Annotated in this window: 27 protein-coding genes; 1 reads left to right on the top strand and 26 read right to left on the bottom strand. The window is 39.5% G+C overall.

Going from position 1 to position 20900, the window contains the following annotated elements; translation table 11 throughout:
- Window positions 1-70 precede the first annotated feature (70 nt).
- The 13 genes from IGI65_RS13780 to IGI65_RS13720 form a co-directional block, all read right to left on the bottom strand.
- Complete coding sequence (locus tag IGI65_RS13780; protein ID WP_010746372.1) at window positions 71-250, bottom strand: hypothetical protein; 180 nt, start codon at window positions 248-250, stop codon at window positions 71-73.
- Window positions 240-458 (bottom strand): hypothetical protein, encoded by a 219-nt coding sequence (locus IGI65_RS13775; protein ID WP_033646597.1) that lies wholly within the window; start codon window positions 456-458, stop codon window positions 240-242. The genes IGI65_RS13780 and IGI65_RS13775 overlap by 11 nt, the downstream gene beginning before the upstream one ends.
- Window positions 459-567: 109 nt before the next feature.
- The gene (locus tag IGI65_RS13770) at window positions 568-1065 is read right to left on the bottom strand and encodes a DnaJ domain-containing protein (RefSeq protein ID WP_071865799.1); all 498 of its coding nucleotides are present in this window, start codon (window positions 1063-1065) and stop codon (window positions 568-570) included.
- On the bottom strand, window positions 1062-1235 hold the full coding sequence (locus IGI65_RS13765) for a hypothetical protein (RefSeq protein ID WP_157490302.1): 174 nt from the start codon (window positions 1233-1235) through the stop codon (window positions 1062-1064). Before IGI65_RS13765 ends, IGI65_RS13770 begins: the two co-directional genes overlap by 4 nt.
- A 1-nt stretch (window position 1236) precedes the next feature.
- Window positions 1237-1524 carry a hypothetical protein gene (locus IGI65_RS13760; protein WP_071859012.1) on the bottom strand — a complete coding sequence of 96 codons (288 nt, stop codon included), beginning with the start codon at window positions 1522-1524 and terminating at the stop codon, window positions 1237-1239.
- Between the two features lie 908 nt (window positions 1525-2432).
- A complete protein-coding gene (locus IGI65_RS13755) occupies window positions 2433-2897 on the bottom strand; it encodes a single-stranded DNA-binding protein (protein WP_067396441.1) in 465 nt (154 codons plus the stop codon).
- Window positions 2898-2970: 73 nt separating this feature from the next.
- On the bottom strand, window positions 2971-3357 hold the full coding sequence (locus IGI65_RS13750) for a hypothetical protein (protein WP_412256991.1): 387 nt from the start codon (window positions 3355-3357) through the stop codon (window positions 2971-2973).
- 128 nt (window positions 3358-3485) lie between these two features.
- Window positions 3486-3821: a hypothetical protein gene (locus tag IGI65_RS13745; RefSeq protein WP_438774450.1), complete on the bottom strand. Its 336-nt coding sequence runs from the start codon at window positions 3819-3821 to the stop codon at window positions 3486-3488.
- A gap of 23 nt (window positions 3822-3844) precedes the next feature.
- Complete coding sequence (locus IGI65_RS13740; protein WP_438774449.1) at window positions 3845-4120, bottom strand: hypothetical protein; 276 nt, start codon at window positions 4118-4120, stop codon at window positions 3845-3847.
- A 393-nt stretch (window positions 4121-4513) separates the two neighbouring features.
- On the bottom strand, window positions 4514-5317 hold the full coding sequence (locus tag IGI65_RS13735) for an ArsR family transcriptional regulator (protein ID WP_438774448.1): 804 nt from the start codon (window positions 5315-5317) through the stop codon (window positions 4514-4516).
- Window positions 5318-5830: 513 nt separating this feature from the next.
- Entirely contained in the window at window positions 5831-8110 is a 2280-nt protein-coding gene (locus IGI65_RS13730; protein ID WP_438774447.1) for a type IV secretory system conjugative DNA transfer family protein, read from the bottom strand.
- Window positions 8097-10457, bottom strand: coding sequence for a CD3337/EF1877 family mobilome membrane protein (locus tag IGI65_RS13725; RefSeq protein WP_438774446.1), 2361 nt, complete (start codon window positions 10455-10457; stop codon window positions 8097-8099). Before IGI65_RS13725 ends, IGI65_RS13730 begins: the two co-directional genes overlap by 14 nt.
- A gap of 11 nt (window positions 10458-10468) precedes the next feature.
- Window positions 10469-10816, bottom strand: a complete 348-nt coding sequence (locus IGI65_RS13720; RefSeq protein ID WP_010746386.1) for a hypothetical protein — start codon at window positions 10814-10816, stop codon at window positions 10469-10471.
- A gap of 86 nt (window positions 10817-10902) precedes the next feature.
- Here IGI65_RS13720 and IGI65_RS13715 point away from each other — a divergent pair, with 86 nt between their 5' ends.
- On the top strand, window positions 10903-10989 hold the full coding sequence (locus IGI65_RS13715; RefSeq protein ID WP_412257029.1) for a type I toxin-antitoxin system Fst family toxin: 87 nt from the start codon (window positions 10903-10905) through the stop codon (window positions 10987-10989).
- Window positions 10990-11110: 121 nt separating this feature from the next.
- Here IGI65_RS13715 and IGI65_RS13710 read toward each other — a convergent pair whose 3' ends face one another.
- The 13 genes from IGI65_RS13710 to IGI65_RS13650 form a co-directional block, all read right to left on the bottom strand.
- Window positions 11111-13603 (bottom strand): ATP-binding protein, encoded by a 2493-nt coding sequence (locus tag IGI65_RS13710; protein ID WP_010746387.1) that lies wholly within the window; start codon window positions 13601-13603, stop codon window positions 11111-11113.
- 9 nt (window positions 13604-13612) lie between these two features.
- Window positions 13613-14005 (bottom strand): TcpE family conjugal transfer membrane protein, encoded by a 393-nt coding sequence (locus tag IGI65_RS13705; protein ID WP_033646611.1) that lies wholly within the window; start codon window positions 14003-14005, stop codon window positions 13613-13615.
- Complete coding sequence (locus tag IGI65_RS13700) at window positions 13951-14268, bottom strand: hypothetical protein (protein ID WP_245631223.1); 318 nt, start codon at window positions 14266-14268, stop codon at window positions 13951-13953. Before IGI65_RS13700 ends, IGI65_RS13705 begins: the two co-directional genes overlap by 55 nt.
- 1 nt (window position 14269) lies before the next feature.
- Window positions 14270-15289, bottom strand: coding sequence for a conjugal transfer protein (locus tag IGI65_RS13695; RefSeq protein WP_438774247.1), 1020 nt, complete (start codon window positions 15287-15289; stop codon window positions 14270-14272).
- A complete protein-coding gene (locus IGI65_RS13690) occupies window positions 15282-15593 on the bottom strand; it encodes a hypothetical protein (protein ID WP_067395700.1) in 312 nt (103 codons plus the stop codon). The genes IGI65_RS13695 and IGI65_RS13690 overlap by 8 nt, the downstream gene beginning before the upstream one ends.
- Window positions 15594-15619: 26 nt before the next feature.
- Complete coding sequence (locus tag IGI65_RS13685) at window positions 15620-15931, bottom strand: thioredoxin family protein (RefSeq protein ID WP_082703304.1); 312 nt, start codon at window positions 15929-15931, stop codon at window positions 15620-15622.
- Window positions 15932-15995: 64 nt separating this feature from the next.
- Window positions 15996-16598: a hypothetical protein gene (locus IGI65_RS13680; RefSeq protein WP_438774248.1), complete on the bottom strand. Its 603-nt coding sequence runs from the start codon at window positions 16596-16598 to the stop codon at window positions 15996-15998.
- A 5-nt stretch (window positions 16599-16603) separates the two neighbouring features.
- Entirely contained in the window at window positions 16604-17881 is a 1278-nt protein-coding gene (locus tag IGI65_RS13675) for a CHAP domain-containing protein (protein WP_438774249.1), read from the bottom strand.
- 24 nt (window positions 17882-17905) lie between these two features.
- The gene (locus IGI65_RS13670; RefSeq protein WP_438774445.1) at window positions 17906-18733 is read right to left on the bottom strand and encodes an LPXTG cell wall anchor domain-containing protein; all 828 of its coding nucleotides are present in this window, start codon (window positions 18731-18733) and stop codon (window positions 17906-17908) included.
- Window positions 18734-18758: 25 nt separating this feature from the next.
- Window positions 18759-19670 carry a hypothetical protein gene (locus tag IGI65_RS13665; RefSeq protein WP_438774444.1) on the bottom strand — a complete coding sequence of 304 codons (912 nt, stop codon included), beginning with the start codon at window positions 19668-19670 and terminating at the stop codon, window positions 18759-18761.
- Window positions 19671-19675: 5 nt separating this feature from the next.
- Window positions 19676-19945 (bottom strand): hypothetical protein, encoded by a 270-nt coding sequence (locus IGI65_RS13660; RefSeq protein ID WP_067396283.1) that lies wholly within the window; start codon window positions 19943-19945, stop codon window positions 19676-19678.
- 23 nt (window positions 19946-19968) lie between these two features.
- Window positions 19969-20319: a PrgU family protein gene (locus IGI65_RS13655; RefSeq protein WP_010746399.1), complete on the bottom strand. Its 351-nt coding sequence runs from the start codon at window positions 20317-20319 to the stop codon at window positions 19969-19971.
- Between the two features lie 70 nt (window positions 20320-20389).
- The coding region (locus IGI65_RS13650) for an LPXTG cell wall anchor domain-containing protein (RefSeq protein ID WP_438774443.1) at window positions 20390-20900 on the bottom strand (511 nt) is incomplete at its 5' end.

The following is a 20900-nucleotide window of genomic DNA, read 5'->3' as shown; positions in this document are numbered from 1 at the left end:
GCTGTTTTGGGGTCAATGTAGCGACTGCTCGTTTATTTTCTTTTTTTATAGTTATTGTCCTGTTCCTTCTTTAAAACCAAAAGTAGCGAAATAAGAGCCAGCCAACCACAAGAATCACACCAGACAAAAGTAGACGTATCCCTTTTTTAACCAATCGACGCAAGCGCCCAAAAAAGAAGGAACGGAGTAAACCAGCGCCAAACGTAGAATAAAAAAGCGGAAAAAGCAATGCCAATAAATCATTTTTCATTTTTGAATCCCTCCTGTTGTCGTCTTCTTTTTACTGCTTGTTTCTCTTTATACGCATACCCTCTATACGCATTGGGCTTTGATTTATAGCCATAGCCTTGGGCGTCATCTAAAATTTCCCCTGTGTCCATTTGAACAATCACAAATCGAGGGTCATAGCGCTTGGATAAGGTTTCAGAAGCAACGGCTTTTATATTTTTTCCAATCATGTGATACACTCCCTTCTCTCGTAAGGACAGCAGGTGAGCTGTTCTTACGAGGGGTTTTCTTGTATTTTCTTGTTTTTTAGTCTATACTCAACGTGTAAATTAATTTTTTTCAGTTTTGAAGTCCTGTAGTGAGGGCTTCTTTTTTTGTGTCCACTTTTTGGGAGCCGTACATTTCACGAAGGGTGTTCATATCGTAATGTTTCCGACTACGTTTTTTGTAGTCACTTGGCGCTTTATACCATGCGTATTTTTTAGGTGAATAACGAAATGCTAGGGTTTTTATACCGTCCTTATATGGTTTGGTATTCCCCGTTAGCCAGATAAACGTTCCCACGATTTCAATTGCTACACCGTCCATTTTTAGGGCAAATAAGCGGTTTAATATGTCTTTGAATTGTTCGGGCGTTTCAGTCGTTTCTTTGGTGTAGGTTTCGCCGTCTTTGTTCTTATGGGTGTTTTTCAGCTTGCTAAACAATTCATCATATTCATTGTTCAGTTGCGCCATTTCTTCATTGCTACCGCCACAATCGGGGTGTAATTTCAAGGCTAGCTTTTTATAGGCTTTTTTCAGTTCTTCTAAGGTTGATACCTGTTGAATGTAGGTCATTTTTTATCAGCGCCTTTCTTTCTTAGTTGTTCCATTCTCTTGTAAGCATTCTCATAGCCTCTGAAAATACCAAAGTCAGAAGCTAATTTCCTTTTTTTTCGCACTTTATAATAGATACCGTTGTTGTCTAAAAAATTCCGAATGACTATTTTCTCAATCATATAAGACATTTTACCGTCCCTCTTTTCGGTTTTGCGTCGCTTTTAAAATTAAATCGGGCGTTTTTAGACGATAATCTGCGTCCTTAGTTGTCATGTATGCCGAAAAATCACTGATTCGGTTCGTCAAGCTTAACCACTGGTTGGCAGAAGTCTTTCTTTGTAAAATAATTAAGCCGTTGGGAATTCTAACCTCTTGCCGTTCTAAATCAAATGTGCCATGAATCTCCGCTTTTAACTGCTTTTTCGCTGTTACCATTTCTGATTTTGTTTGAAATTCTTTACTAATTAATACCGTCATTTTTGATTTTCCTTTCTTTTTTGGTTTTTGAACAACCATTTTTGTTAGGCGTTTGAGGAAGTGAAGCTGGACGGTTAAATTGTCCTTTTCGTCAAACGGTGTAGACTATCCCCCTTTGCGTTTTGTTTTCGATTGTTCATTTTCGCCAGTGTGTTCGTGTCGTTTGCTGTGCAGTGAAAGAACCATAGACACCAAGAAAACACAAGGGCGAGCTTGCTCGTGCATTTTACCCTTGTGTTTTCGACTGGCTGTGGTACTGTAGCAAGCAGTGAATGGCACGAACACACGAAAAGGGGCAAGCGAAAAACGCAAAGGGCTGCGTGACACCGTTTTGACATCAGAAAAGGAGAATTTGAGCGGAATGGTTTTGACCTTTGCCTTGTGCAACAAGGCTTTCTTCCGAACGGCGGTGGCGGTTGGAGTAAGGAAGAAACAGCTCTTTTCTTTTGATTTTTACCAGCAAAAAAGCCTTGTATCTGCAACGATACAAGGCTTTTTATGGTATAATAATAGAGTAGAAAGTTTATGGCGGTGGCAATCTCTCATAAAGGGGGAATGCCTATGTTTTTCATTGTTTGCTTTTTCCCTAGAAAGGAATAGCTTTGACTGTTTTTGAAGCGTTAATGTTTGCGTTAGCATTCGCAACATTGATTCTGAAAATCAGTAACAACAATAAGAAAAAATAAACCCGTCATAAATCTTGGCAGACGTTGACAGGTTTATTTTCAAACTATTAAACTAAGCCACCGCTTTAAACGGTTCTACTTGAGGGCGTATTTATCGTACGTCCTCTTTACATAGTCATTATACCACATTTTGAGCGAGAAGAAAGGCGGAAGCCTTTCTTTTTTCATGCGCTCCTAAACGGTGGTGGCGGTGGGAGTGTGGAGCGCATGAAAAAACAGCCCTTATTGATTGTAGCCATATTCAGACATGCCATTCAATGGCGGTTGTTCAACCGGTGGTTCTTGGTTCATATAGGCTGGTTCATTAGCAGGTGGGGTCGGATTTGATTGTGGCATTCCTTGTTGCTTTTGTTCCCGATTCTGTACCGTTTCTTTGGATTCTAAAAATTCAAAGTCTTCCACCACTAGCTCGGTCACATAATGCGTCATTCCTTGTTGATCATCATAAGAACGGATTTGTAGTTCACCATTTGCCCCAATCAATGCGCCTTTTTGAGTAAATTTGGCAAAGGCTTGGGCAGGTTTTCCCCACAAAACACATGGAACAAAAGTTGTCGGTATCTTGCCATCTTTATCGGGTCTTTTACGTTTGCAGGCAAGTGTGAAATTTGCGACACTCTTTCCATTGTTTGTGGTGCGCAACTCTGCCCCTTTCGTTAAGCGTCCTACTGCGTGTACATTAATCATTGTGTTTCCTTCTTTCCTATTTTTTATATTAGCCCACGGGTGGTTATCCACCCGTGGAAATTAATATCATTTTCTAAAAATAAAGTAATTTACCTGTCTCAAATGTAAATAGCGTCTCTATCAGCACGCCACCTATTGGAGCGGTGTTCTGTACAAAAGGTGTGATTGTTTCTTTTTTTCCATGTCTGTTAAAGTAGGAAAAGGTAACAAGTCCTTGTTCAACGTTCAGCACTGTAAATTGCAGGTTTAAAATGCGGTAGCTAGCGCCTTTTTTACATTCTGATAATGGCAAGGAATGAAGTTGAGCAAATGCTTCTGCCGCTTTTTTTGTTGGTCTGATAACAACATATTTTTCACATTCCTTTAATTCAGTGTAGTTTTTCATACTTTCCTTAAATTCTTTGCTTGTAATTTCTTCAAGATAAACAGCTGTGTAGTTTTTATAGTTTCTCACTTTCATTTGAGAACGTCCCCTTTAGATTCCGCAAGCTCTAGGGCTTGCGGAATATTTTTATTGTCAAATAAGTTAAGGTACGTTATACTAGTTTTACAGTAGTAACTCGTATAACGTGTAGAAATCTTTTGTCGTTAGCAAAAGGTTTCTTTTTTTATGCTTTCGTTTGGTTTGGAAGAATAGAGCTGTTTTAGGTCAACTGCTTTTTCAGCTAAAAACGCAAACATTTTCTTGTTTTTATAAAATCCATCGCCTATATCTATACGATAATGATTGATTATTTCGCCATTGACGATTTCGTCAAAATAAAATTTGTAGTATCCTTGTTCATTTTTCACTGCTTCATCAAGTATCTGTAGTTGTGAAATTAAATGAAGTGTTACTATTTCGCCTTTATATGTCCGCATGTCGTTGCTTCGTTCGTTGAATTCTACGATTAAATAATTTTCAGGTAATTTTGTACTATTCATTGTAACGTTCCTCCTCTTCCATTCTAGTTGAAATTTTCTAGTTTACCGTTGTTTATTTCCCATTCGTACCACTCGCTAAAGTCTTGTACCATTCCATTTATTCTATGTTTATCTTGTTCTTTGGCTTCTTCTTCGTTCATAGGGTCAAGAGCGGTTGGTTTGTCTTCTGGAATGGCATAACAGCCTATCCAAGTGGTAAAATCTCCTTCAAAACAACCATCAATTTTTAAATGTCGTTTTGCCAATTGTTCGTTTGCTTGGTTTTTTAATCCTTTTACAAATTCGTTATCATTAACCATTTTCTTTTCCCTCTTTCAAAAATATTTGTGTTTTTTCAACAACCATTTTTGTCTGGCGTGAGTGAGGGAAGCTGTTCGCTTCTTTGGCTCATGCTAGGACTTGTTGCACTCTCCCCCTTTTCGTTTTTAGATTTGATTGTTCATTTTCGCCAGTATGTTTCGGTCGGTTGCTGTGCCGTAAAAGTTTCATAGACACCAAGAAAACACAAGGGCGAGCTTGCTCGTTTATATACCCTTGTGTTTTCGACTGGCTGTGATACTGTAACAAACAGTAGCAGACCGTTACATACGGCAATGCACCATCATAAAAACGAGTAAGTGGGAACAAGTCCGTAAAAGCATGAGCCAAAGAAGCGAAATTCAATGCACTTAAAAGAACTAGTCGCAAAGCGACTAGTTCTTTCCTTTTTTCTCAATCCAATTGATAAATTTATCTTCTTCTAGTAATTGTTTGATTTCATATTCAAATTCTTCGGCAGAAAAAACATGCAATCGGTCAAACACTCCCTCTAAATTTTCGCCTTGTTGATAAATGAAATATTCTCTAAACAGTTCTAATTCTTCCTTTATGATTGGACTAGGTGTGACATAAATTAAACGAGCGTCTTCGTAATTCGTTAAACTTTTAATATATTTTGGAAAGACCCCCTCACGATAACGATTCCTTGTTTTTAAAGTCAATTCGATTTCAAATTGCCACTCCACTTCCCGTCCGTCCTCACCAGTAAAAACGAAAATAAAATCAGGGACAAAGTATTTTACGCCTTTTTTATTTTTCTTTTGGTCTTTGACTTCATAGACTTTCCGTCGTTCTGAAACCACAGCTTTTAAATGAGGGTGGCGGTGGCAAAGCTGCAACATTTTAATTAGATAATCATTGATTTGTAAATGGTGCTGCAAATTGTATTCAGGAACTTTGGGTAACGTGTAGTAACCGCCAATGTAATTGTGTCCTTTTTTAGTTAAGTAATGAAATGAATTTTTTCCAATCCTCGACGTCTCTATAAACTCGTTATCTCTAAGAAATCGTAAGGCATCTTCAACACCTCTTTTTGAAGCAATCGTTTCAATAGAAAAGAAATCGAATAGTTGTCGGTTTAAGACCACTCTTAACTCATGAAGTAAACACAGAATGATTAAACGGGTTTTGTCTTGCTTTGAGTAATCAATGTAATAGTTGTAAAGTAAAGGTTTCAAAGTATCACCGCGTTTCTAAAAAGGTACAAATAGGCGTTGCCTATTTGTTTCATTGAAAAAGAGTTTCTTAAACAACGTGTAGAAATTCTTTTTCGGGTCTTAAGTCCTCCAAGATTTGGTGGAGGATTTAGGAGGTTGTTGCTCTTAGCGATAGTCCCTTCAAGGTTTGGTGAAGGGGCGTCTATCGCAAGGGGTAGTTGTTCATCTTTTGAACTTCATCTTTTGAATTTATCTCTTGAACTTAATTATTATTATCTAACTTCTATCTCATATATTTTTCTCTATTCTGTTTGTCCTCGGCGCTTGGTATTTTTTTCGTAGTTGTAAAATTCCTGACCATTTTCGCTTATAAGGGGGTTTTAACCCACGTTGAGCGAAAATGGTCAGGAATTTTACAGGCGGAGAAAGCCTTTGATACCAAGCGCCGAGGACACATCACTAAAACAGTATAACCACGTTAAAACCACGTTAAAACCACGTCAAAACCACGTTATAACCACGGATTTATGCCTATCACTTTCTTTCATTTGATTTGTTCTTTTGCAGCCAATCGAGTGCGTTTCGCACATAAACGGTTTGTGGTGGCTCGTCTACATTCTTGGCAGTACGGCTCACAATGAACTCACCTGTACGCAACGCTTTAATCGCATTTGGGTTAATTTTGAAGCGGTCGACGTTTCGTTTTGTTCCACGTTCGCCTGTCCAATCGGCTTTTCCGACATCAGAATACCCTTCTTCTTGTTCAATCATGCTCGTTACCTCAATGTCTTCATAGGTACCCATTGTGTTACTCCAATACTCTGCTTCGCCAGTCTCATTCGTCTTTCCAATAATCAATGTATTTACATTTCCGACGAGTTGTTCTTGCAATTTATCGCCTAATTTTGCAATATCTGCCATTGTTTGTGGGGAGAAAATGGCGTGGACGCCTGCACCACGACCTTTGTTTACCATGTCGATAAACGCTTCGTTTAAGTAAGAAGCAGGCTCATCAAAGAGTACCAATATGCCTTTCCTTTGGTTTTTTCGATACATTTCTGACGCAAAATAATTGACGTCCCCCACCAACATTTGTGCTAATGTACGAATGTATTCTTTGTAAATCAATCCATTTAATGAGACATACACAATCTCATTTTGACGAGCGATTTCTTGAATATCGAGTTTGTTTTCTGCACCTTTTGTATCAAACAGTTCCCCCAATTTGCTATCAAGTAACATGTTTAAATTGTTCTGTAATGCTTCGGAAGTAGCGTACAAATAAAACGGAGAGTCTTTGTGTTCATAGCGAATAAACAATCGTTCAAACAATTTTCGCTTGACATTCTCCCCTGTTTCTGCATTTTTTGGTAGGTACTTAAGGTTCCTTTTGAGTAACAGATAATACGAATCTAAATCCAATGTTTCACGGTTAAGAACAATCGTTTCTGTCTCTGGTTGTGTGTCTCCTTGCTGGAAAATGTTTCTAAATTTACTATCTTTTACTTGCGATTTTTTCACTTCTTCTTGGTTCTCATTCTCCGTTTGAATGTCTGAATCATCAAGTATTTGTGTTACTTCTTTTGCTGTTTTTTTCTTTGGACGCTCTATTTTTTTCTCTACCTCAATCTCAAATAACTTGGGATTATTGGGTAAGATAGCGTCCGCAAACAAATGAAGGACGTTTCTAGGAAGCAAGAATTTTTGCACAAAAGGCAAACTTCTTTCGATACCTGTGGTTGTTTCAGCGTCACCTGATAGGTGGACATCAGCATCTTTGAACTCGTCTAACAATTGAATAGTGACTTGCAGAAGAGATTTTGCGGCGCCTGAATAAAAGACGCTCTCTGTCTCTGCTAAGGTAACCAGCTTATCTCGAATCGATATATCATTCCCACGTTCTACTGGGTTGTATCGCATATCTCCATCATCTGTAAACGCTCGTACTTCTTTATCGTAGTACCCAGCAATCGCTTGCATGGCTTCCAATGTATCTCGTGCGCCTTTACCATCAATCAGTATCGCTGGCATATTGAATTTAGCAGCATATTGAACGAATAATTGAAGCAAAACGGTCTTCCCTGAACCAGTCGTGGCTGGGATTAACGCATGTTGATTAAACTCGTCAAAGTCCATGATATAAGGCAGCCCAAACTCACTTGTCCCTAGCAGAAATTGTTTTTTTAGTTGTTCATACAACGCAAAGTCCATGGTTTCAATGGCAGTTTCATACGCACGTTCATGTTCTTCTGTATATCGTTGCGATTCTTTGAACTTCTCTTTCTTTCGTTTCTTGTAGTCTTTGGATTGTAGAATTTGCTTGCGCTCCTCTTCTTTTGACACGACTTTCCGCTTGGCGATAAATGCTGAAAATGAAACAAAGATACTGCCCATGCCACACCCACCAAGCACTAATGCGACGATTGTTTGCCAGCTAAATTGTAGGCTGGTGTGTAACAAGTTAAGTGGAAAGAAGAGATAGGCGGAAAAGTAGCCACGTGGAATCCATAAAGTAAAACTGAGTAGGTTAAGAATTGAAAAGAGAAAAGCTAGGCTAAAAAAAAGAGAGCTTCCACGCTTTAGGAAGCTCTCATAGTCCATGTCATAGACATGTGCTGCTTTCTCTTTCTTATCAATTAGTTGTACCACTAATAAAGGAATAACGCCCGTAAATGAAAAAGGATAAAGCAACACACCTACAAAACAAAAGGCAAGGAGAAGTTGCTGATATTTTGTCCGTTGTGGGGGTTGGTTGGTTCCTTTTGAAGGATTTTTTGACTGAAACAGTCCATTAAAAAAATTATTTTCTTGCACGAGGTCGTCTCATTCCTTTCATTGGATTTTTTGCAGAAGGTGGGGCTGTCTTCGCTTTAATGGTTCGACGAACAGCGGACCCTTTCGGTGCTTTTTTTATTTTTACAGGTGGTGCATTTCGTTTTGCCATGCGTGTGATCGGTGGCACAACGGTTGTCGTCGGACGACTTTCTGTTGCTTGAACCTTCGGTGATGGTTGGTCAATGACTTGTTGAACAGCTTGCATTTTTTGACGAACAGGTGCTTTATGTCGCAATGGACTGCCCCCCGTTCCGTTTAAGGAGCGTCCTCTTGATTGGCTGTTGGTTTTAGGTGTAATCGTTGTATTGGCAGGTTTTTGCCCAATCGTTCGGTGTTGGCTACGGGCGACCGACCGATTGTTTGTCGCTTGCCGCTGTTTGGTTCCCGTCTGTGCAGCTTCTGTCTTAGCCAGCGCTTGTTTTTGCCCTTGACGGCGTGCCGCTGAACGTTGCCCGTCGACGCTTCCTTTTCGTGATTGTCCTATCCGTCGGTTGTTTTGACGGATTTGTGTCCCTTGTTGTTTCTCTCTTGGGTCGGATTTTCCGTCTGCTAACGGGGTTCCTTTCCTCAAGTTTTGATTGGCTGCCACAAGTGCCGCTGCTGTTTGCAGGTTCTCCTTGTCGTAGGCGTTACGCTGACGTCGACGAGCAAGCTGTTGGTGTTCCTTCGATTCTTGCTGGCGTCCTTTTTCGTGTAGATTCTGTAGGTTCTGTTGCGCTTTTTCTACACTGTTTGGGGCTTTGTGCTGTGCTTTTGGTTTTAATTCACGTCGTAAGGCACTACGCTTCGCTTCTCGTTCTTTCACGGGTTTTTGTTTCAATCCAAGCTCTTGTTTTCCTCGTTTTTGCGCTTCTTCTTGGCGTTTTCTCAGTGCGGCTTTTCGTTCTTCTTTGGCTTGTTTGCGGTGTTCTTTGTTGGCTGCCTTCTGTTCTTTTGCCGCTTCACGCATTTTCTTTTCGGTGCTGAATGGGTGGGTCGCAAACGCCAACCCGTCAGCTAAAGAGACCCTTCCAGTAAACAGACTCCCTAAGAATTTACGGAAGGTATACAAACCTAGTGGTGTCAACAAGTAAATTAACATCGTTAAGATTTTTTGCCATGGATTATCAACAGCGTTACTTAATTGAAACCCTAAAGACAGAAACGTGGCAAAGAAGATACAGGCGAAGCCCGTCATAGCCTTCATGAAAATGGTCATGCCAAAGGCTTTGAAATAATTCACAAAAACGTTGATTCCTGTCATGAATAAACCGACTAAAAGAAGAATGGGTAAAAGTGGTAATAAAAATATCTGTAGTACCGCAATGACCAGACGGACAAAGCAAAGGACAAAATAAACAATCGTTTGAATCAGATTTACAACAATGTAAAACACACCGTAGAATGTGTTATCCAAATTTTTGAAATACATAATGTTTCGGTTTTTCAATTCTTCTGCTTCATATTTTGTGACGTCTTCATGAAGTTTAACATTATCATCATTGGTCACATCATTATCCAGTAAAATGTTGATACGGTCGTACGTTGAATCTTTGTATTCAACTTGTTTTTTACGAATGGTTTCAGGATTAGACGTACCATAATTCATGAGTAGATAGGGTTCATATACATTGGTGTAAAACACACGAGAAGCAATCAATTCACCTGCGCTTTTCATGCGGTCATTCACGTTCCCATCTTTACTTTCTGGGACACTTTCACCATTTAATACGGGATTCACTTTGACAAAGGCTGCTTCGATTTGTTTATCTGCTTCAAACATTTGGTTGAACAACGAATCAGACGTGTTAGCGTCTTTACAAACGGAAAGACCTGTAAAGATAAGAATAGTCATAAGAAAGACACGTAGTGCTTGACGAAATCGTTGTTCACCAATGAATTTAATTCCCATAATTAGCGTTACAAAGCCAATTCCTATCGTTCCAGCAATGCTTAACATATTTCCTGCGATACTGGAAGTCAATTGTTGGATAGGCTGCTTAATTGGAGTAACAACGTCCATACTAAAAAGAAACTTAACCATTTCAGCATTGAATTGACCAAGCCCTTTAACACCAGCCCATGTAAAATTTTTCAGTGTCGCTGACGCATTGGTAATAGCTTCTTTTACCCCTAAAGCACTTTCTTTAGGTTTATTTTGTGTCATTAATTCAAATGAATTATCTTTGTAATTCTCATAAATGGTATCTACGTCTGTGGTAGGTTCCCTTACAACGACTTTATTTTCGTCGGGTTCAGGTGCCGCAAACACGGGCGTGGATTGTGTAAACATAAAAAAACAGCCTACAAAAAGTAGGACTGTTAGTAATAGTGATTTCTTTTTCAAAGGATCACCTCTTATTCTTCTTTCGTCATCTTATATCTATCTTCCCCATATAATAGAGAGATACTGTCACCTTCAATTTTAACTTCATTAAAGATTTTCTTTTCTTGAGGTAAAGAAATTATAATTTGCTGTTCTTTTTCATTAACTTCGTAAGTTGCTGTTAAGGCAACCTGACTTCCTAAGAAAAATTCAATGTTTCCATCTTCGTAAAATTTCATATGGTCACTTTCCATGCTGTTATATTTCAGTTTCCATTTTCCACCATCAGCAGTCAATGTATCTTTAATAGAGCTTCCTCCACAACCAGTTAAAATCAAGATACCTAAAAATCCAATAATCCAAGGAAGTATTTTTTTCACTTCGTTCACTCCTTTTTCAACTATTTTTACGGTATAATAAGCTGTCGCCTATCCGACAGTCTTGCGACTGGAAGGAGGTGTACAAAATGACCCAAGATTTTCTTTGCCCCCTTCTTGTCGGCATACTCATTGCCTTATTCGAGTATTGGCTGAATAAACGAAACAAGAAGTAAAACCATTGAAGGCGACATCAGCCCACAAAAAAGCCCCTAGAGAATCCGACCTCTCTAGGGGCTTCGTGTACAAAATGACCCATCTTTGCACCCCTAGTATATCATATTTCTTTAAATAGTTCTAGGAACTTTGTTCTAATGCCAGCGCCACTTGGGTCGCTTCGTCTTCTTTATTGGTAGAAGAAATCGCAAGTAGCCAGCTATCAAATAACACATCAATGGCAATCGGTTGATTCCGTCCTCGGTGGTCTTGGAAAAGACACGTCCCTGATTTTAGTTCATTCATTAGCTGAACGTTGGCGCTATTAGGTTCCATACCAAAGAAGTGTAACACTTTTTCTTGTGCTTCTTTTTGATTGGGACGAAAGGCGAACTTATACGATAACAATTCCTTCTTGTCTTCTCTATCATAATCCATAAACGCTTGAGTGACAAGGTAGATATCCGTCATGTTCGCACGTCCCTTACGCAAGCTGTCTTCAATTAAGAATCGTCCTTGGGAAGTATCTTCAAATCCTTTGGCTTCATCAAAGATAATCGCTGCGTCTTCGTCTTTATCCGTAGAGAAAATGTAGGTCATTTTCATTATGACTTCCATAATGGACATACCTGCTATTTGCTCGTTTTTTAACTTATTGGCAGCTATTTCGTCCTGTGTGGGGATTTGTAGCCCTTGGGTACCTAATACATTGATTTGATTTTCAAAGCGAATTGGCTCGCTGTAATCGTTCCCTAAAAGGATTTTTCCTAACCCGACATTGTGACCTGAAATTAATTTAGCCAGTTTCTCGTCTTTTTCTCGAATGACCTCAATCACTTTACTCAAGTGCTTCTTTCCTCTGCCATTCATGACCGCCTCCACTGATTCTAAAATCAACGTTTTCTTATCGTTTGACGTATGGCTATCTTTGTCCACTTGTCCAAAGTTTTCTAAAACGGTTCGTGCAGTTTCGATTGCTTCTTCCCTTGGTAAAAACAATAATGGGTCAAGCATTCCTCGATATTTTTCTTCTTTTGATAGTGAAATAAAATTAATTCGCTCAAACAACGCTTTAAATTCAGGAATATAACCAAATTTTTCTAATGCTTTTCGGAAAAATTTTTCTGTTTCATTTTTGGGGTCAACGTAAAGGATTTTTTGCCCTAAAAAAGTGAGCCACAAGAAAATGTATTTCACCAATACGGATTTTCCCTGACCCGGCGGACCGATAATTAACGTGTTTCCGTTAGTATGTTGGGCACCTTCAATGGCTCGTTTCGTTAAATTCGGGAAAAACCAAATGATTTTACTCGATAACGATAACGCATGTTGAACGGATTTAAACTTCTTCGCTGTAATCACTCGACCAAGTGGCATACCATAGCGATTCCCCACCTCTTTTTCAAGGTCAAGTCCAAAATCAGCCACATATCCTGTGGTAACCACTTGTTCATAGCTCTTAAATTTGCTGACACTGCCGATTAAGCATTGATTGAAAAGGGTTAGTTGGTCAACAAGTGGGCGATAGACCTTGTAAGCTGTACCATCAAGAACAAATTCTACTTCTTTGATTCGTTCTTCTAGCTCTTTTTTGCTTTCTGCCGCTAATACAAACGTAATTGTCATGCGACACAAGCGACGTTCTTTGCTTTTTAATCGCTCATTAAGGTCTCTCAACCGTTCTTCCCCGAACAATACGACCTCATCATCATCTAAAATGCCGTCAACGGTTTCTTGGTCTTTGTCCTGTTCAAAAATCCGCTTCCTCATTTTATGCACGTGTCGACGGTCTTTATCCTCATGGTCAAATGTCACTCGTACATGTGTTTCAATAGGCGAAGACAAGCTATCCTGTAAATTTTGAACAAATGCGCTGCCAAACATACTCGTAGGAACGTCCGTTAATGTTAGAAAAGAGAGATAATGGGTCTTCCCTAACTGTTCGACGGTTAGATAACCACTATGATTTTCAATCACCCCTTCGGTCATTTCTTCTACAAGTAATTCACGTTGTGGTAAGCGTGTATTTGCACGGTGGAAGAAATAATAAAAAAGACGCCCCATTGTTTTTGTATCTAAACGTTCGATTTGTTTGTAATTCGCTAAGTCATTGTACAATTGTTTTTCTGCTTTGCGAAACGTTGATAACAGGACACTTCTTGGCACTTTTTGCCCTGTCAAACGGTGAATCAATCGTCCACACATATCTTTAAACAATTCAACGTATTCTAAAGGGTTGGCTACTTGAATAGGTGTAGTAAAACGGACAAATAAATACGTGTTGTACTGGTTCATTTGTACTTCGTCCTGCAAAATTTCTCCTGCTTGTCGAAAATAAGTTTCCCCAAGGTCTGAAAAACTTCCTCGTACGAGTTTGTCAATGGTTTCTTCTACATGGTCTTCTAAGTCAAAGTATTCAGGAATATTCATTAAATGATATTCGTAATTGTCATGTTCAAAGATTCCCTCCCCATCTTCAATGTACTCCTTAAAAAAATCTAAATCATTTAAAGGAAAAACTTGGTGGGCGATTTTGTAGCCTACCCAAACTTCTTGTGTTTCTGTAAAAACAAAGTTCTCTGTCATTGCTTCCACTGGAAAAGCTAATCGAGGTTCCTTCTTTTTTAGTGCCACCCCATCACCTCATTTCTTTTTGACTTGGTAGGTGACTTTTTCATGGAAAAACGGTACGAACAACTCATGCTCGTACCGCTTTTTTTTCTGTAGAACGTAGCTTCCTCGTCCTAGAATGTAATCAATAAAATTCTTGTTGTCCCACTTCAATGAAAAGAGCGTCCAAACAAGGACGCCCACGCTTGCAATCACGATTAACCAATAATTTGTAAAAAGGGATTGGATAAAGGACACTTTAGCAATAAAGCCTAATAACCAAATCAGCAAGGTTAGAAAGAGAAACACACCACCGACAACGAGATGTTCCAACCGTACGCCATTCGGGGCCAGTGGAATGGCATGGCCCTTTATGGAATAAATCTTGATAGGCTGTTTAAATTCTCTTGTATAGTTGTACTCCATACATCGATCCTTCCTTTCAGTGGTAGAATAACACCTGCACTAGGGTTAAACACCTTATCCTTAATCCAATTTCCTATTTTTTCTGCGTCAGACAACATTAAAATCAAAGCGATTAACACCAATACGCCTAATACTAGCGCAATGGTGCGGGCGAATCCTTGTGTCACAAGTCCTACCACAATCAAAAACAAGGCAACAATCGCCAATAAAATAATCACTTGTTGGGATAAATTATCCCAAATGGGTTTTAAATCAAACATCATGTCACTCTCCATTCATTTTCGTTACATAATAACTTTCTTTGGTGGATTGAATTTCTAACGTAAAATTAGACGTGAATGGGTTCCTTTCATCAAAAGCGAACGTGTAAACGCCTTGAACATAGTAATGCCCATTGTCTGTTTTTAGCACTTTTTTTGGTTCGACTGTCACTAGTTTTGCCTTTCCTAACCCTTGAACATTGGCAATTAACGCGAGTTTTTCATCATTGGTCACATACAATTCAAAAAATCGTTGGACAAATTCTGTCAGTTTCTCTTTTTCTTCCTCTGTAACGTCTTTTCCTTTTGGCATAAAGCGATTTTCTTGGTAGATACTTGTGTTTTTTTCTTCTGTTGTCGCAAGATTCGTAAATGCGGGGCAGTCAATCAGTTTCATTTCTTGCCCTTCATAGCTCACTGGAAGAATCACCTGTACTTGCTGCCACGTATCACCTTCTGTAAAACGAACATCATAATATAAACGATACAGGGCTTCTTTTTCGTCAATCGTGTCCATCTTAATAAAACGAACGTTCCGAGCGATTCGGTCAACACTTGTCGTGCTAAAGCCTAAATCATTAGGATTCAAACCTGTTGCCAAAAAAGGTGCCAGCTGTTCTTCCCAATACTTTTTCCCATTGTCTTTGTGAGAAATCGTAAATAATCGGTCCGCTAACTTCATGCCCTCATAGCGTAATTGTTCGGTGTCCTTTAAGGCATTATTGACGTTTGTGACCAACTCTTCTTTATTCACTTGCTTACTCATAGCAATTCTTGACAAGGTATCTACTCGACCAAAGGTCATTAAAACAACCACGCACATCACCAAAAAGAAGCTAAAAAACATGAACGATACGACACTTTGTGCGGTTCGTGGCGCAAAGCGTATCGTTCGTGTACTTGGGTCTGGCTTTTTTTTTCGTTGAAACAATGCCAACCCTTTATTTTTTGACTGCCCTTTTTTTTGCAACCTTTTTTTACTGGTCACTGTTTGCGGATTGAATACGGGTTTTCGTTCAGTCATGTTCAAGAATTCCGTAGCGTTGAATTAGTACCGTTGGGACTTTATTTTCCACCACGACTTCATTCACCACGACGCTTGCCCCTTCTAAAAAAGCTAAGGCTTCTTTGTATGCCCCTTTTGTCGTGTGAATGTGTTGGTGAATTTCTTCATAAAACAACCGAGCGCCTGCTTGATACGCTTTGTTATGAATCCGCCACAAAACAAAAAGCGCTGCTTGAATCGCTGGACGTTGGTACGCATACGTCGTTGCGATTGTTTCTTTCGGTTGTTCTCGTCGTTCTGACGGATTGATTTCTTCGTGCAATAGAACTCACTCCTTCGTATAGATTATTATTCTAGTAATTGTTGTATCTTCTTCGTGTCTGTCCCTGCGTATCTGCCTTTTGGCGTTACAATGGTCGGAACAGTTTCTAACTGATACTTGGCAATGTACCCTTTATTTTTTGGTTGATTTAAATTAATAAACAGCAGATTATCATGGGCTAAATTTTCCTTGTACAATTCGGGAAAAATCTTTTGACAATCGGAACAATCATCTTTGTAGAACACAAGCGCCCGTTCTTCATTTGTGGCAATCGTTACAACCCTTCGGTCAAGTTCTTGTTGCTGAATGGCTTGATTTGTCTGTATTGTAGAAACCACAAGCCAAAAAATTCCTAGCAGAAAACAAGTGCTTATTCCTAAAAGAAGATAACCCCTTCTACCTCTAAGGGACATGGATTTCACCTAAATTCTTAACAGAAGTAAATTGTTTGGCTGTAGGGTCAAACGATACTTTATACATAAAGGTGCCTTTTTGCGCGTTGCTACCAGCAATCGTTACGGAATATTCAACCATGACTAACGCTTTAATCTCCTGCTTTTCAGACGCCATGACATAGACTTCTGGCTCTCTTTCTAAACGTGAAACCGTTGTGACCGAAGGGGGAATAGTCTCTGCGTCTTTTGGAAAAAGCCCATTTAATGCTTGTTGGTTCGCATAGGCGCTTGCTTGTTCCTTTCTTGCTTTGACGCTTTCTTTTTCACGGTCTGAATGATAGTCAAAAACAGCTGAAAACAGCTGACTCGTGGCAGTAATCAGTCCTTCGTTGTTTGTTTCTTTTGGTGCGGTTTCTGTTTGCTTAGAAAATTTTTCTAAGCGTTGTTCATTCTCAACAAGCGTTTCTTTTTGCTTAGCTAACTCTTGTTGGTACCGTTGAATTTCCCTTCCCTGTTCTTGCCTTTCAGACACCACCCAAAAGCCACCTAAAACAAGTATGACCAGCAATACGGGACATAGAATTTTGCTAATAAAATCATAGTTGCCCATAGACACTATCCTCCTTTTCCTTGAATGAATGCCGTTTGTGCGACCGTTTCTTTGTTAATCACTCGCCAAGAACGTGTCCCAGAACCACTACTTACGACATTGGTTTCACTAACCAACATACTACCGTCTGGATTGACATATTCCACGACGGCGACATGTCCATAAGGGGGCGTAGACCCCGCTAAACCGCCATAGAAACTAGCAGCCCAACCAACAGTAGGCTTCCCTTTCACCACGGTGTATCCTTTTGCGCGTGCAGAAGCGCCCCAAGAGCCACCATTCCCACCGTCACCTGAAAACCACTCAATTGGGCGTCCAATTTGTGCCATTCGATTAAAAGCCCCCCACGTACATTGTCCAAATGGATAACTGTTCCCTGCATAATTTTTATTATCGGGGGGTGGCAGAGTTAATTTCCCTTTGTATTCCGCTGGAACATCTAATGTTGGTGCGGAATTTTCTCCCGTGACCTGTTCCGACGGTTCAGAAACCACAACACAGTTGCTAGATTGACCGTCTGCTTGTTCTCCGTTGTTCTTAGGTAGGTTATCAACAATACCAGGTATTTCGTCCTTTTTCTTGTAAGGTGCAGCCCCGTGTTTTTGAATCGCTTCTTGGTCTAACCATTGAAACTTTCTACCTAAATTGTTGTAGGTTGTTGTTAGTTTCATAAGATAGGTTGGGTCAGTCGCCCAACCACCATGATAAATAGCCGTGAGCGTTCCTAAGCCATCAGTATTATTGATAGCACCTGTGTAAAGACTTTGGTGTGCCATGAATTCCGCTTTGCCGACAATGCCTGCATTATAATCTTTAAACCACGTGTAAGCACCGCCTGTGTTATCACCGACATTTGTTCCCGCTTTTGTTCCTGTAATGTCAACAGAATCACGTCCAAACGTTGCCAAAGTAAGTGGGAAATCATCAATTTTAGACGTTTTTACTCCGCCCATGTTGTGTGCTTGCCAAAATGACGTTCCCGAAGGATTCGTAAAGTTAAAGCCATTTTCTACCATGGTTTGCGCAATGCTGGCAGACGGTAAAAAGCCGCCTGCCTTCCACGAAAGAATGTAGGCGTCTTTATGACTTTTTACAAATTCATCAATTGATTGGGGAATAGTGGTTCCGTCAGCTGGGTTGTCCATACTAGGTGTAATACAGTCTGAGTTATTACTCATTGACCCCCCACTAATCATTAATATGGTCAAAAAGACACTCCCTATTAACAAGAAAAAAGGGAGTAAAAAAAGGAAACAGCCAAAGACGAGTTTTTTCTTTCCCATGGCTCGCTGCTCCTTCCTTATGAATTATCCATTGTTCATTGATTGACGTTTTTTAAAGAAGATAAAACCAGATACTAGAGATAAGATACCGCCTGCGGCAGATAAAAAGACATTCATTTCTTCCCCTGTTTTTGGCAATACTTTTAATTTCCCATCATTTCCTTTTACTTCAACGTTTCCACTAGGCAGCACTTTAAAATCAGATTGAATGGGTTTCAATCCTTCTTCTGTTTGTTTTAATGGTGTACCATCAAGAACGGCAACAATTGATTCACCGTTTGACGTTGTAATAGGTGTGTTGGGTGTTGGTACATGGGTGATTTCATTGACATTACTCGTTTCAATGGGTACGGTTGGCTGTTGACTAGTATTCCCACCGCGACTAATTTCTCCGTTTGGTGTCACAACGACATCTACTGGTTTGTCAGGTTGTGTAGGTTTCGCTGGTTTTTCAGGCTCCGTTGGTTTACTTGGTGTGACTGGCTTTTCAGGTTCAACAGGTTTACTTGGTTCCGTTGGTTTTTCGGGTTCGCTCGGCTCTGTTGGCGTTGTTGGTTCTGTTGGTTCTGTTGGTTCTGTTGGTTCAACAGGTTTTTCAGGTTCACTTGGTTCTGTTGGTTCCACTGGTTCTGTTGGGTCTGTTGGTGTGACAGGTGGTTCAACGGGATCAACAGGTGGGTCGACAGGCGTTGTTGGTTCCGTCGGGTCAACGGGCGTACTAGGGTCTGTCGGCACTTCAATTGGTGGCGTACTTGAATCAGTAGGGACTAATTCGTCTGCAAATACTGTGGTTCCAACTGAACCGAATAAAAGGGTTGCACTAAATAAACTGGTTAAAATCATTTTTTTCATGAAAATTCCTCCTAAAATTTTGGGTTTATTGATTGATTTCAAAAGATTCTTCTTTGGGTACTGTCATTACTCTGTATTGTTTCTCTTGTTCCTTAATGGAAAATGTCACTTGCTGCATAGTTATTTTTTCTTGGTTATTTTGTAGGTTAATCACGTAAGAAACCTGCCAAGTCGACCCATCACGTTTGACTTCCCAAGGCAAAATACTTTTGATTTTTTCTTCTGTTCCTCGAAACTCTTTCAATGTTTCTTTGTCAACAAAACGCTTGATTTTCTCTTGTACTTTGTCATCTTCTTTTGTTCCTGTGTAATAATTAGATAAAAAGAAGCGGCTGAATGTATCAATTTTGGCTTGTTGTTGGACTTGTTTTTCCAAGTTGTTCAATTGTTCGCTCACTTCACTTGGAATCTTAGGTTCTGATTGAACAGATTTTCCAAGATAAAATCCCCCCAGTAGTAAAAAAAATAGAAACATGACTTTAAGAAACGTCGCAAATTTGACGTTCGTTCTTCCCCTTGTGTAAGGAGCTTGAACAATCAGTTCCTGACTAGCCGTTTTTTGTTTGGTGTTTGTTCCTGTTTTCCTTCTTTTTGTTCTTTGTGTTCGCTTATCTTTAGGTAAACTTTTTTCAAATAATGCAAGAAATGCTCTTGCGTCTTCAGAATCAACCTCCTCATTATCCCGTACAGGTGCTTGAATGGCTTCGACAATCGTTTGACCCTCTACAGGCAATGTTAATGTCGCTTCAAGCGTCGCTAAATCTTGGTTTTTCTCGTTATAAATACAATAATCAATCACTACTTGTTGATGGATTGCCAAAAGCTCTCGACTGGTCTCTTCTAATAACGGAATTCCTTGTACCAAAGGAAGCCGTTGTTTCATTGGTAAATCAACGACTGACCGATTTTGTTCCTCCGTTGAAAATTCAATCCACATGTTTATCACCCTTCCACAGGTGCAAGTTCTTCAACATAAACCACTTTTAACGGTTTATTGCTCGAAAATTTAATACGATACTCGGTGTCTTGTAGTGATAAAATAAAGCCGTCTTCTATCCCTTCTACAAAGTACGTATACTCATTGGCTTTCACATGAAAATGATTTTGAATGGCTCTATTTTGCTGCATTTCTACCCACTTAGGAAAACCGGCAAGCTGGTAACCCCCAACGCCACCTACAACAAGTAGAAAGATTCCTGATAAAATAATCATTCGATTTCCTCCTTTATATTCGTTTATTTTGAATTGAAAATACGTTCGTACTCTGCTTTTGTAATTGGCGTTTCAATGTAAAAAACAGGTGCGTCATATTTTCCACTAAACGAACGACGATAGGTTGTTTTTTCTGTAGCTACTTTGACATTGAACGTCCGATTATTTCGTATAATTTTGATTGTATCGACTTCATGAATATTCTTTGGTGTAATAATGTTGTTTACTCTTGCTTCTAGTGTTTTGGCTTTTTTCAGTTTGACGTACAATAATTGTCCTTTGCCGCCACGCCATTGCAAAGCAAGGTCTTTCTCTTGGATTGCGATTTCTCTCATAACGTCAAACCTTTCTTGTCTTAGTAGAGTTGCTTCCATATTTTTCCGTCCTTTTCCTAGAATAAAAAAAGAACGCCAACTTATTATTAGTCAGCGTTCTTTTTAGTTCTTATGCTTTGCGTTTCTTGTAAACGATAACTCCTAGAGTAACAAGTACAAATACGCCTAACATTGTCATCACGATTGACAATGTTGTTTGTTCGCCCGTTTTAGGTAACATTGCACTGGTTTTCACTTCTTTTGGTGTTTCAGGTGTATTCGGTACATGTGGTTTTTCAGGTGTTGGCACTTTAACAAAATTCACGGTTTGTTCTTCACTTGTTAAGTCAACGTTGTGTTTCGCCACTTCTTCAAATTCGATTTCGTTACTTGGTTTTTCTTCGTCAGGTTCAACTTGAGCTTCTAACCATTCCGCAAAGCTTAACCCTTTTCCTTCAAGTTTGCTTCCGTCAACCAAAAATTCAAATAAAAATTCTAAGGTTTCCTTGTCGGCTTTGAAGATTTTTTCAGCACTAGTGCCATCTAATTTCACGCCATCAGGTGTGATATAGCCTTGTACCAACAATTTGTACATTTGCCCAACAATTAAGTCGTTCAATTGTACCCATTCCTTCACTTTC

It is taken from the genome of Enterococcus sp. DIV0755b, from assembly GCF_051713765.1.
Lineage (GTDB): Bacteria > Bacillota > Bacilli > Lactobacillales > Enterococcaceae > Enterococcus_C > Enterococcus_C canintestini.
This window is presented reverse-complemented; position numbering and strand designations above follow the sequence as displayed.

What these genes read in the sequence shown, in the direction of transcription:
- IGI65_RS13780 (WP_010746372.1), bottom strand. Translation starts at nt 250, where the DNA reads ATGAAAAATGATTTATTGGCATTGCTTTTTCCGCTTTTTTATTCTACG.
- IGI65_RS13775 (WP_033646597.1), bottom strand. Translation starts at nt 458, where the DNA reads ATGATTGGAAAAAATATAAAAGCCGTTGCTTCTGAAACCTTATCCAAG.
- IGI65_RS13770 (WP_071865799.1), bottom strand. Translation starts at nt 1,065, where the DNA reads ATGACCTACATTCAACAGGTATCAACCTTAGAAGAACTGAAAAAAGCC.
- IGI65_RS13765 (WP_157490302.1), bottom strand. Translation starts at nt 1,235, where the DNA reads ATGTCTTATATGATTGAGAAAATAGTCATTCGGAATTTTTTAGACAAC.
- IGI65_RS13760 (WP_071859012.1), bottom strand. Translation starts at nt 1,524, where the DNA reads ATGACGGTATTAATTAGTAAAGAATTTCAAACAAAATCAGAAATGGTA.
- IGI65_RS13755 (WP_067396441.1), bottom strand. Translation starts at nt 2,897, where the DNA reads ATGATTAATGTACACGCAGTAGGACGCTTAACGAAAGGGGCAGAGTTG.
- IGI65_RS13750 (WP_412256991.1), bottom strand. Translation starts at nt 3,357, where the DNA reads ATGAAAGTGAGAAACTATAAAAACTACACAGCTGTTTATCTTGAAGAA.
- IGI65_RS13745 (WP_438774450.1), bottom strand. Translation starts at nt 3,821, where the DNA reads ATGAATAGTACAAAATTACCTGAAAATTATTTAATCGTAGAATTCAAC.
- IGI65_RS13740 (WP_438774449.1), bottom strand. Translation starts at nt 4,120, where the DNA reads ATGGTTAATGATAACGAATTTGTAAAAGGATTAAAAAACCAAGCAAAC.
- IGI65_RS13715 (WP_412257029.1), top strand. Translation starts at nt 10,903, where the DNA reads ATGACCCAAGATTTTCTTTGCCCCCTTCTTGTCGGCATACTCATTGCC.
- IGI65_RS13705 (WP_033646611.1), bottom strand. Translation starts at nt 14,005, where the DNA reads ATGGAGTACAACTATACAAGAGAATTTAAACAGCCTATCAAGATTTAT.
- IGI65_RS13700 (WP_245631223.1), bottom strand. Translation starts at nt 14,268, where the DNA reads ATGATGTTTGATTTAAAACCCATTTGGGATAATTTATCCCAACAAGTG.
- IGI65_RS13695 (WP_438774247.1), bottom strand. Translation starts at nt 15,289, where the DNA reads ATGACTGAACGAAAACCCGTATTCAATCCGCAAACAGTGACCAGTAAA.
- IGI65_RS13680 (WP_438774248.1), bottom strand. Translation starts at nt 16,598, where the DNA reads ATGGGCAACTATGATTTTATTAGCAAAATTCTATGTCCCGTATTGCTG.
- IGI65_RS13675 (WP_438774249.1), bottom strand. Translation starts at nt 17,881, where the DNA reads ATGGGAAAGAAAAAACTCGTCTTTGGCTGTTTCCTTTTTTTACTCCCT.
- IGI65_RS13670 (WP_438774445.1), bottom strand. Translation starts at nt 18,733, where the DNA reads ATGAAAAAAATGATTTTAACCAGTTTATTTAGTGCAACCCTTTTATTC.
- IGI65_RS13665 (WP_438774444.1), bottom strand. Translation starts at nt 19,670, where the DNA reads ATGTGGATTGAATTTTCAACGGAGGAACAAAATCGGTCAGTCGTTGAT.
- IGI65_RS13660 (WP_067396283.1), bottom strand. Translation starts at nt 19,945, where the DNA reads ATGATTATTTTATCAGGAATCTTTCTACTTGTTGTAGGTGGCGTTGGG.
- IGI65_RS13655 (WP_010746399.1), bottom strand. Translation starts at nt 20,319, where the DNA reads ATGGAAGCAACTCTACTAAGACAAGAAAGGTTTGACGTTATGAGAGAA.